This is a genomic window from Microseira sp. BLCC-F43, from assembly GCF_041929235.1.
Lineage (GTDB): Bacteria > Cyanobacteriota > Cyanobacteriia > Cyanobacteriales > Aerosakkonemataceae > Microseira.
The window spans coordinates 1-9,814 of record NZ_JBHFNP010000025.1; the positions used below are offsets into that span (position 1 = coordinate 1).

Consider the following 9,814-nt stretch of genomic DNA (forward strand, 5'->3'; position numbering starts at 1 on the left):
CCCCTTCGCTTGCGGGGGCAGGGGGGGATCCCCCTTCGCTTGCGGGGGCAGGGGGGGATCCCCCTTCGCTTGCGGGGGCAGGGGGGGATCCCCCTTCGCTTGCGGGGGCAGGGGGGGATCCCCCTTCCCAAGGGGGGGCAGGGGGGGATCCCCCTTCGCAAGGGGGGGAACGCACCCCCCCTTTGCAAGGGGGGGCAGGGGGGGATCTAGTATTAATCGACTTTGGCACTGCCAGAGAAATGACTTATACCTACCTCGCCAAAATCAGCGGCGGACAAAGAATAACGGCAATTGAATCATCGGGATACACCGCACCAGAACAAGCATTTGGTCAAGCGATACCCCAGTCAGATTTCTATTCTTTAGGGCGCACGTTTGTCTTTTTACTAACAGGAAGACATCCTTTAGATATGTACGATAGCCGCAACGATGTATTAAATTGGCGCGGTTATGCCACCCACGTTTCGCCGTTACTGTTAGATTTAATCGATCGATTAATGGCAAAAGATATAAAACAGCGCCCCGCCAATACTCAGTATCTTTTGCAACGAATCGAAGAAATTAAACGCGAACTAACTGAAACTGTCAATGTAGGCGGGATTGGTAGAGATACAACATTTGTGCCAGCAGTACCGCCCCAAAATAGGACAAATACGACTTTAATACCAACCTTAGTACGCTGGGTTGCAGGTCTAGCATTACTGTCAGCATTACTGCGCTGGATTAAGACAAGAACAACAACGTTATTGCCCTCTCCCCGGCGGCAAGAAAACGATAAATTACCCATTCTTGGTTTAATTGCCGCGCTGCTGATAGCGTTGGGATTAATTGGTTTGACAGCGTTAGCTTTGAGTAGTATAAACCGCATTTCTATAGTGACTCAAAGACCCGAAAGAAAAGGTAAAGTAGATTATTTTCCATACATAGAAGGTGCAGATAGTCAAGGGAGAAAAGCCGAGTTTAGCGTTGCCGTTCTTTCGGTTGAATATAAATGGTCTTTTGGCAGTCATTATCTAGTTGAATATAACGACCAACCCATACCTATTGACTCGTTAAGGACTAACCTTGAGCAAGAAGGAATAAAGAGAATTATGCAAAAACCGACTGAAATTGTATCGGTGGGAACAGCTTCTTGCGAGGGCAATTTACCCGATGAAGAACGGCGGGCTTTTCAGCGAGCGCAGCAAATACAACTTGTGGCGAAAAAAATATTTAGCAATGTGCGTAGCGTCGAAGTTTATCGCTTATTAAACTTAGGGCAATTTAGACGCAGTGGTTGTCAGGCGAATCAAGATTTAACCTCATACCAAAGAAGCGTGATAATTATTGGAGTTAAAAACAAAACACCAGGCGTAAATGTAGATGAAGCATTGCGAGATAGGTTAGAAAAGAAACCTTTCGCCGACTTCAAACTAGAAGATTACTCCCTTGGTTCGCCAGATAAATTTAAGACAATTTCCAGTAATTTGTAGCAATCAGTAGGGTGCGTTACGCTGGCGCTAACGCACCATCCCCAGTACTACAAAATCTGTCTTGGGGTGGAGGAATTGTAAATCGCACCTATACTAGATACAGTCAACCCGCCAAGAGCAGCTATGAGTTTGTGCATCAACCCCAGTTGCCCAAAACCAGACCATCCCAATAACCACAATCAGCACCACTGTCAAAGTTGCAATTCCGACTTACTCCTGCAAGGACGCTATCGGGTGATGCGACTCCTCAGGGATAACAGCGGTTTTGGCAAAATTTACACCGCAGAAGAACGGGGAAACCCCAAAATACTCAAAGTCCTGAAAGAACATCTCAACAACAACGCCAAAGCAGTCGAACTATTTCAGCAAGAAGCAAAAGTATTGGCGCTGCCACATCCCGGTATTCCCAAAGTCGATGGTTATTTCCAGTATCAAACCAGAAACGGGTTGATATTGCACTGCATTGTGATGGAAAAAATCGAGGGACCAAACTTAGAAGAGTGGCTAAAACAGCAGGGAAATCATCCCATTTCCGAACAGCAAGCAATCGCCTGGTTAAAACAACTAGCAGAAATATTGCATTTAGTGCATGGGAAGCAGTATTTCCATCGGGATATTAAGCCGCCCAATATCATGCTAAGACCGAATGGGCAGTTGGTGTTGATTGATTTTGGCACCGCGAGGGAAGCTACCTATACTTATCTTGCCAAACTGGGTGCGGGATACCAAATTACGGCGGTAGTTTCTGCTGGGTATACGCCACCGGAACAAATGAATTTCCAAGCTGTACCGCAATCAGATTTTTTTGCTTTGGGAAGGACGTTTGTGCATTTGCTGACGGGACAGCAACCTTTAAAATTTTACGATGCCCATAACGATGTGTTTCCCTGGCGACAGGCGGCGAATATTTCACCGAGTTTGGCAGATTTTATCGATAATTTGATGGCGCAAAAGCCAGGGGATAGACCCCTGAATACCCAGGTACTTTTGCAGCGGATAGACGAACTGGCGCAAAAGTTGGGAAAGCGGAAAATCAATTTACCTCTCGGCGTGGCGGCGGGGGTGTTGTTGGTTTTGGGGGGTGGAATTGGGTTTTGGGTTTCTCAATTAGGTGGGAATTCTGTTAGTCAGAGGAAAGTAAGCTGATTTTAAAGTTTAGATGAAGTTTTGACATATACCTTGACAGATATATTTACTTATTCGACTGTTAAGCTTGAGTCCGATTTACAGCTCATACCTTATTTTGACGAGGAAACTAAGATCATCATGCTTTCTACCCTGAAATCTCTCACCCTAGCCATGGGAACAGCCACTTTAGTTCTCGGTACCCTATCTTCGGCTCAAGCTTATACGCTTTACACCAGTCGCGCTGCGTGGCAAGCGGCGGTTAATGCGATTGGCGGTACTGTTACCACCGATACTTTTAGCACCAACATCCCGAAAGCTCAAACGATTACCCTCGATTCGGGGATAGTCTCGACGAATTCTTTCCCTCCTGACATTAGCGCGATCGCCTTCGACAATAATGCCGTTACAGGTGGTCAGTACCTGAATGCTACCGGAGGTGATACTGCCTCTGCAACCATAACTTGGACTTTCCCTGGCGCGGTGCGTGCCTTCGGTGCCGACTTTTTCAGTGTTAATGACCCCGGTTTAACACTCACGGGGAATTTTGACGGTACGGGCAATCAAACCTTTGGTGTTGCGAGCGAGATCGGCGCTAGGGATGGATTTTTCGGCATTATCGGCAATATCGATTTCGGTTCGATCGTCTTTGGGAATGGTGGATCATCCGTGGATGCTTTCGATATCGATAACGCTTCCTTCGCCGTGACTCCGTCCCAACCCCCGTCGTCGGTTCCCGAACCGAGTACGGTGATGGCACTCGGGGTTATCGCTGGTGGTTTATTCTTGAGTCGTCAAGGGAAATGCTGCTAAATATACGATCAAAATTTGGAATTTGGCGACAAATAATTTAATCTGCACTTTGTCGGGTCATCCCAGTTTGGTTTATTCTGTCACCATCAATCCAGATGGGCAGACTTTGGTTAGCGGCAGTGTTGACGCAGTTATCGAAATTTGGCGGGTGTCGCGTTGAAGTTCACCGCCAACTCGGTAAACTCAGATCTTACATCAGGGTCATCACCTTTGTTTCTGGCAACAGTTTCTACCTTGAACCTAGATTTTGCATTTGTGGTCAAAGTCCGCCGGGGAATAAATTCCCCGTCTCATAGCGAAAGTCGGTTAAAACCGACTGGTAAACCTGAGAAAATCGGCTTCTTACCACCCAGTCCATTTTAATGGACTTTCGCTAAAAGCCCTTGGATTTTAATCTCTGGCGGGCCTTGAACGTAAAACTAATCTATCCTATAAAATTAACGTAATTAAAAGTGCGATCGCTCTATATCGGCATCTGTACCAGTCGAGCTACATCCTCACCCAATCGAGTCAAATCATTAGGATTTAAACTTAATAATACATCTACATCTGCTTTAAGTGCTGCCTGAGCGATTAAACCATCGAAAACCCCTCCTCCTGGTAAATTTAAACTCACCATTTTCGCCACCCTCGCTTCATAATCTTCAACAGTTAAAGCAACTTTCTCAAATTTATTCAAATTTTCCACAAGCAATCTTTGTGCTAACTCAGGATTAATTCTAGGAGTGCGAGGAAAGCGAGTAAGTACAGAATAAAGTTCAGCTATACTGTGAGTTGAAATAAATCCTTTAATCTCTTCTGTTCTAACTCGCTGTAAGCAAGCAAATCATTTAGAGTAATAGGGATGTTCTTCTAGCATCGCTGCTACCAGCACATATTTATCAAACAAAACTCTTGTCACGGGATAAATTTCCTAATTCTTTCTTCTCGCATTTCTTCGACAATATTTTCCCAATTTACTTCTGTTTTCCCCTCCCCTGATGTAGCTTTGACTACTAACACTCCTTCAACATAATGTACGGAAGAATCATCTATATCTGAGAATTCCAGATTAGAGTTGTTCTCAGGTAATATTGTTTCCTTTCTTTTGCTATTTCGCCATAGCAATAAATCAACAAAATCCAGAAATTCCTGACTTTCAACTTCCGGTAGCAGTTCTAAAATTTCGGCTATCTTTTGCTTCAAATATGTCATATTATTTGAGCCTTCAATAATTATATTTCAAAAATCATTTTTCCCCGTTCCTCAAACCGACCCGAAATCATATTAACCCACAATAACCATCTTCATTCAGCCGAAAAGCAGTTAACCTGACTTTACCATTAGACGGATAATGCACTTTTACTTTTTGCATCAAACCATCAAACTTTTCATCGAGCAAATAGTTACCCGTTTCTGCATCAATAGCGATGAACCAATTGTAATGATTTGACATTAATTGTGGGCGAATTTGCTCGAAAATTTGGCGACAACGTTTACCTAATTCTTGCCTTTGGGCGATCCGTCTAGCGCGAGTTTCTGGGTTACTTTGGTGTTCGGGAAAAATGCGACCTCGGCGAACTTGGCGTTTCTGGGTTGATTCTGTCATTGGAGGAAAGGGGCGCATGGATTTTGAGATACTTTTATTGTATACCTTAGAAATCAGGTTTTTAACATGACGCTAAATTATACTATGTCTGGTTGCTTCGTTATCGTCCTGGTCGGGGCGGGTTTATTTAAGTTATCTGTTGGTGGCAAAGATGGTTGGTGAAACCCGCCCCTACACCCCTTTAAACTCGATCTGATTCCCCTTCATCTTCTTTTAAATCTTCTGGATATTCTTCAGCTTCTATTTCGGCAAAATCAACCTTCTCATAAATATCCCCTAGAGGTACTTCAACCTGAAAAGAACTAAAAATTAGTGCCGCATCTTCTTCATCGTACATCCTATAAGACCAACGCTTATTTGCTTGTTTAACATACTGTTCGATAAACATCTGATTCTGGTCAAGCAAAATATATTCTTGAAAGCTGGGAATTGTTTGATAAGCTCTAAATTTATCTCCTCGATCGTAACCTTTAGTTGATTTCGATAAAACTGCAATAATGACTTGAGCATTGGTAATAGTATCTTTCCGGTTATCGTAATATTCCGGTTGACCTGCAATTACCATCACATCTGGATAGGTGAAGCGTTTGGTTTTAGGTATCCACAAGCGCACATCACCGATGAAAACCTCATAATCTTGCCCTCGCAGTTGCAAAGTCAAGGCAATTAACATATTTCTGGCGATTCGATTATGATTTGTAGTTCCACCCGTCATCGGTACGATCTCCCCATCGCGATATTCGCTTTTGTATTCTGCGGTTTCTTCCAGTGCTAAATATTCCTCTGGGGTGTAGTAGCGCTTTTCTGTGGCTTGTAGAGTAGCTGTCATAGTTATGTTGCCCCAACTTAGCTCTTGTTTTGCTTCTAGTTTAACATCAGCGAATTTGGCACATTATGATTCGATATAAAGATGCGATCGCCCACCAACCCCCCAATCAAAATTGCTGTGTAAAAAAGCGATATTCCTCCGGCACGCTGCGCGATCGCAACCCATATCCGTTCACAAATCCAACAATTAAAATCAATCAGATTTGTTGTCCAATTTGGGCAATTCAGTCACTACTTGATCTGAATATTTAGTCAAAATGCTCATGACTTTACCAGGAATAGGAGCGCGTTGCAAAGGACTCCATTCGTAAAGTTGAGCATAGCCCTTTGCAAATAGCTTGTGCCTCTCTCGAATTACCCTTTGACGAGAACCAATCAGCAACACTCTCAAAGGATCGCGGTCATCGCCTGACCTTGGACTAGGATTCGGCGTTGTAGGGGTTTTGTTAGGTTCGGATAGAAAGTCTTCAATCATAGGAAATCGGGTATGCCAGGAAAAAGTTACCTATTAGGTAAGATACTAACACAAGATCTTACCTAATAGGTAACATTTACGGGAACATCAGCCCTTTGACAAAATCAGGGGCATGGGAAGAGCAGGAAAAGCACTGAAACAGGTGTTGAAAAGCTACGGCATTAGTCAAAACAAGCTGGCGATCGCAATGGAAATTGCTCCAGCCAATGTTAGTCGTTGGGTCAATGAGGTGAGAGATCCAACCGGAGATGTCATTTTTGAGATTAAAAGCGGTTTAGAAAAACTAGACCCAGCAGCAGCCGAAGACTTCGTAAAGCTCTACATGTACGATAGCGAGTAACCTCTCTCCACCTCTCTTCTCTGCGTCCTCTGCGTCTCTGCGGTAAAAAAAAGAGGATAGAGAAAGCAAGCGAAATCTCTCCCTACCTCTCTTCCTTGGCGTTCTTGGCGTCTTGGCGGTTAAAAAAATTGGGAAAACTCTGGAATAAACCAGAATTTCCCCAATCTAAAATCTGAAATTTGCAATTAGGCAATAGCAGCCATCTTCACATCGCTATTCGCCAACAACTCTTGCAACTCATCGGCGTCAACAGTTTCCTTCTCAACCAACATATCCGCCAGTAGATCCAAAACGTGCTTATTAGTCACCAAAACATCCTTAGCGCGCTTATAAGCTTCAGCCACCAGCTTGCGAACCTCATCGTCGATCACAGCAGCAGTTGCTTCCGAGAAATCCCGTTCCGCCATGATATCGCGACCCAGGAACATGTTACCGTTCTGACGACCCAACGCCACTTGACCTAAGCGATCGCTCATACCAAATCTTGTCACCATTTGACGCGCCACCCGCGCCACCTGTTGCAAGTCATTCGACGCACCAGTAGTAACTTCTTCCTCACCGAAGATAATTTCTTCAGCAACGCGACCGCCTAAAGCCACCGCCATTTGATTTTGCAAGTAAGAACGGCTGTACAAACCAGAATCTAACCGATCTTCACTCGGCGTGAACCAAGTTAAACCACCAGCCCGCCCGCGCGGAATAATGCTAATCTTCTGCACGGGGTCGTAATCTGGCATCAGCGCACCCACAAGCGCATGACCAGCTTCGTGATAGGCGACCAAAGTCTTGCGCTTTTCGCTCATTACGCGGTCTTTCTTCTCCGGACCCGCCAACACGCGGTCAATCGCGTCGTTGACTTCATCCATCGAAATTTCGGTCAAATTGCGACGTGCAGCCAAAATAGCGGCTTCGTTGAGCAAGTTAGACAAATCTGCACCAGTAAAACCAGGAGTCCGACGGGCAATCTTTTCTAGATCCACATCCTTCGCCAAAGTCTTACCGCGGGCGTGGACTTTGAGAATTTCCAACCGTCCGCCGTAATCGGGACGATCTACGACAACTTGACGGTCAAACCGACCCGGACGCATTAAAGCTGCATCTAGCACGTCAGGACGGTTCGTAGCGGCAATAATAATGATGCCAGTATTGCCTTCAAAACCGTCCATTTCGGTCAGCAACTGGTTGAGGGTTTGTTCCCGTTCATCGTTACCGCCGCCTAGACCGGCACCCCGCTGACGACCAACGGCGTCAATTTCATCGATGAAGACGATGCAGGGTGCATTGGCTTTAGCTTGTTCAAACAAGTCGCGCACGCGGGAAGCACCCACACCCACGAACATTTCGACAAACTCAGAACCGGAAATCGAGAAGAAAGGTACGCCAGCTTCGCCAGCGACGGCGCGAGCGAGCAAAGTTTTACCCGTCCCTGGAGGGCCAACTAGCAACACGCCTTTGGGAATTTTCGCACCAACGGCGGTAAAGCGGTCGGCGTTTTTGAGGAAGTCAACAACTTCGTTGAGTTCCAGCTTGGCTTGGTCAATACCGGCAACATCCCCAAAGGTTACTTGAGTTTGGGGTTCCATTTGCACTCTGGCTTTTGACTTGCCAAAGTTCATTGCTTGAGAACCTGGGCCATTTTGGGCGCGGCGCAGCAAGAAGAACAATCCTACCAAAAGCAGGATGGGGAAGAACAAGCTACTCAATGCCCTCAGCCAGAAGCCTTCGTCTTGGGGAGGCAATACTTCAATATTGACCTTGTTTTGAGTCAGTATATTAATCAGATCCGGGTCGTTGGGGAGGTTGACCCAGATCCAGGTCTTTGAGTCGTTTCGATCCCTAAACCGCGCCTTAGTCCGGTCAGCGGTGATGCTGACTTTATCAAATTCTCTGTTTTTTTCCTTTTGGACTTCCTGAATGAACTGACTGTAGCGCCAAGTCTTGCTAGTCGGGGCTTGCTTGTCAAAAAATGCCGTAGCTAATGCAACCACGACAAGGGCTAGCAATGCGTACAGCCCTGCATTTCTCCATTGTTTATTCACTCTTGGTCAATCCTCCTAGCTTTTATCATCTAAAAGTCTCCTGGAATGTGGAAACCGTGTGTCAAGAGACCAGGTCGGAACACGACGCGGCGGTATAAGGCGTCGTCCCCTTTCGGGGTGGAGGGGTATGGTTACCCCTGGTGAAACTTCCCTTTCGGGAGTCAAGTTAGCAAGGCCAAGGTTATCGGTCGGTACTATCTCAAAAGCACTGTCTTACCCCGAGTAAAACTGTTTAACTTTTGAGTTCTAGATCTACAAACTGGCTACGCATTCGCAGGTAGGAACTTGAACGCTTGCCGATAACTTCGTTTCCCCGTTGCCGGGACTTAGGCTGGTCAGCTACCTAAAGATTTGAGGCTTTCACGCCCCGCGTCTTTAGAGCGGGGTGCTGACCCAGGACTTTTTGTAATTACCTTGTGTTAATTTATCTTAACTTATCTCAGAATTGGCGACCGGCTGGGTTAAAGATGCAATTTTGGGAACGCTGGGTGGGTAATGGGTAATGGGTAATGGGTAATTGGGTTTCTCACTTGCTGACCTGCGGCGCTGCTCCTGATGATGGTGTGGATGGGGACTACTTCGAGTACGCTGTTGGAATAGGCTAGAGCTTCCAATCCCGCCACAAAATCAGCCGTCCAGGGTTCTTCCCCTACTTTCTCATTTTGGCTGTGCAACCGATCGATTAGCTGCTCTCTGATTAATCCTGGTAAAATTCCCGCTGCTACTGGCGGCGTCCACCACCTACCATCTTGCCATCCCCACAGGTTGCCGGTGCTGGTTTCTAACCAATTGCCCGATGCATCGACTAATATGGCTTCTTTTGCACCGTATTTTTGCGCTTGCTGCAATGCCAGCCAAGGCGATAGGTAATTACCTGTCTTGTGAGTCGCTAGCGATCGCTCCCTACCCCCCCCTTCTGCTACCCAAGCCGCTATACCATATTTTTTTCTTTCTGTCAAATCTGCGGGTAAGTTTCGCCCGGTAATCGATTCACGCCCATCGGGAAATATGGTAATTCTAAGAACGGGGTAGTGTTCAGTTAAGATTTGGGCACCAAGTCGCACTCGTTCCCAGTTTGGCATCTGCCAGTCGAAGGTTTGGAGAGAAGAAGAAAGGCGACGCAGGTGTGCGAGC

The 9,814-nt window shown here is 46.0% G+C and carries 12 protein-coding genes; 5 read left to right on the plus strand and 7 right to left on the minus strand.

Annotation, left to right across the window (positions count from 1 at the left end):
- The first annotated feature begins 239 nt into the window (after nt 1-239).
- From ACE1CM_RS03685 to ACE1CM_RS03700, 4 genes are all read left to right on the plus strand, one after another.
- A complete protein-coding gene (locus ACE1CM_RS03685; protein WP_374876057.1) occupies nt 240-1,472 on the plus strand; it encodes a hypothetical protein in 1,233 nt (410 codons plus the stop codon).
- Between the two features lie 123 nt (nt 1,473-1,595).
- A complete protein-coding gene (locus ACE1CM_RS03690; RefSeq protein ID WP_374876058.1) occupies nt 1,596-2,618 on the plus strand; it encodes a serine/threonine protein kinase in 1,023 nt (340 codons plus the stop codon).
- 120 nt (nt 2,619-2,738) lie between these two features.
- Complete coding sequence (locus tag ACE1CM_RS03695) at nt 2,739-3,410, plus strand: PEP-CTERM sorting domain-containing protein (RefSeq protein ID WP_374876059.1); 672 nt, start codon at nt 2,739-2,741, stop codon at nt 3,408-3,410.
- 22 nt (nt 3,411-3,432) lie between these two features.
- A complete protein-coding gene (locus ACE1CM_RS03700; protein ID WP_374876060.1) occupies nt 3,433-3,570 on the plus strand; it encodes a hypothetical protein in 138 nt (45 codons plus the stop codon).
- 303 nt (nt 3,571-3,873) lie between these two features.
- Here ACE1CM_RS03700 and ACE1CM_RS03705 read toward each other — a convergent pair whose 3' ends face one another.
- From ACE1CM_RS03705 to ACE1CM_RS03725, 5 genes are all read right to left on the minus strand, one after another.
- Nucleotides 3,874-4,203, minus strand: coding sequence for a PIN domain-containing protein (locus tag ACE1CM_RS03705; protein WP_374876068.1), 330 nt, complete (start codon nt 4,201-4,203; stop codon nt 3,874-3,876).
- Between the two features lie 104 nt (nt 4,204-4,307).
- A complete protein-coding gene (locus tag ACE1CM_RS03710; RefSeq protein WP_374876061.1) occupies nt 4,308-4,604 on the minus strand; it encodes a hypothetical protein in 297 nt (98 codons plus the stop codon).
- A gap of 67 nt (nt 4,605-4,671) precedes the next feature.
- The gene (locus tag ACE1CM_RS03715; protein ID WP_374876062.1) at nt 4,672-4,998 is read right to left on the minus strand and encodes a hypothetical protein; all 327 of its coding nucleotides are present in this window, start codon (nt 4,996-4,998) and stop codon (nt 4,672-4,674) included.
- Nucleotides 4,999-5,179: 181 nt separating this feature from the next.
- Nucleotides 5,180-5,827 carry a Uma2 family endonuclease gene (locus ACE1CM_RS03720; RefSeq protein WP_374876063.1) on the minus strand — a complete coding sequence of 216 codons (648 nt, stop codon included), beginning with the start codon at nt 5,825-5,827 and terminating at the stop codon, nt 5,180-5,182.
- Nucleotides 5,828-6,019: 192 nt separating this feature from the next.
- Complete coding sequence (locus ACE1CM_RS03725) at nt 6,020-6,301, minus strand: hypothetical protein (protein WP_374876064.1); 282 nt, start codon at nt 6,299-6,301, stop codon at nt 6,020-6,022.
- A gap of 112 nt (nt 6,302-6,413) precedes the next feature.
- Here ACE1CM_RS03725 and ACE1CM_RS03730 point away from each other — a divergent pair, with 112 nt between their 5' ends.
- A complete protein-coding gene (locus ACE1CM_RS03730; RefSeq protein ID WP_374876065.1) occupies nt 6,414-6,641 on the plus strand; it encodes a helix-turn-helix domain-containing protein in 228 nt (75 codons plus the stop codon).
- 185 nt (nt 6,642-6,826) lie between these two features.
- Here the strand turns inward: ACE1CM_RS03730 and ftsH3 are convergent, their stop codons facing one another.
- Together ftsH3 and ACE1CM_RS03740 are read right to left on the minus strand one after the other, a co-directional pair.
- Nucleotides 6,827-8,680 carry an ATP-dependent zinc metalloprotease FtsH3 gene (ftsH3, locus tag ACE1CM_RS03735; RefSeq protein ID WP_374876066.1) on the minus strand — a complete coding sequence of 618 codons (1,854 nt, stop codon included), beginning with the start codon at nt 8,678-8,680 and terminating at the stop codon, nt 6,827-6,829.
- A gap of 461 nt (nt 8,681-9,141) precedes the next feature.
- Nucleotides 9,142-9,814, minus strand: a 673-nt coding sequence (locus tag ACE1CM_RS03740; RefSeq protein ID WP_374876067.1) for an aminotransferase class IV, incomplete at its 5' end; no start/stop codon positions are given.

Coding starts and splice junctions, on each gene's coding strand:
- ACE1CM_RS03710 (WP_374876061.1), bottom strand. CDS start 4,604: ATGACATATTTGAAGCAAAAGATAGCCGAAATTTTAGAACTGCTACCG.
- ACE1CM_RS03720 (WP_374876063.1), bottom strand. CDS start 5,827: ATGACAGCTACTCTACAAGCCACAGAAAAGCGCTACTACACCCCAGAG.
- ACE1CM_RS03715 (WP_374876062.1), bottom strand. CDS start 4,998: ATGACAGAATCAACCCAGAAACGCCAAGTTCGCCGAGGTCGCATTTTT.
- ACE1CM_RS03725 (WP_374876064.1), bottom strand. CDS start 6,301: ATGATTGAAGACTTTCTATCCGAACCTAACAAAACCCCTACAACGCCG.
- ACE1CM_RS03695 (WP_374876059.1), top strand. CDS start 2,739: ATGCTTTCTACCCTGAAATCTCTCACCCTAGCCATGGGAACAGCCACT.
- ACE1CM_RS03685 (WP_374876057.1), top strand. CDS start 240: ATGACTTATACCTACCTCGCCAAAATCAGCGGCGGACAAAGAATAACG.
- ACE1CM_RS03690 (WP_374876058.1), top strand. CDS start 1,596: ATGAGTTTGTGCATCAACCCCAGTTGCCCAAAACCAGACCATCCCAAT.
- ACE1CM_RS03730 (WP_374876065.1), top strand. CDS start 6,414: ATGGGAAGAGCAGGAAAAGCACTGAAACAGGTGTTGAAAAGCTACGGC.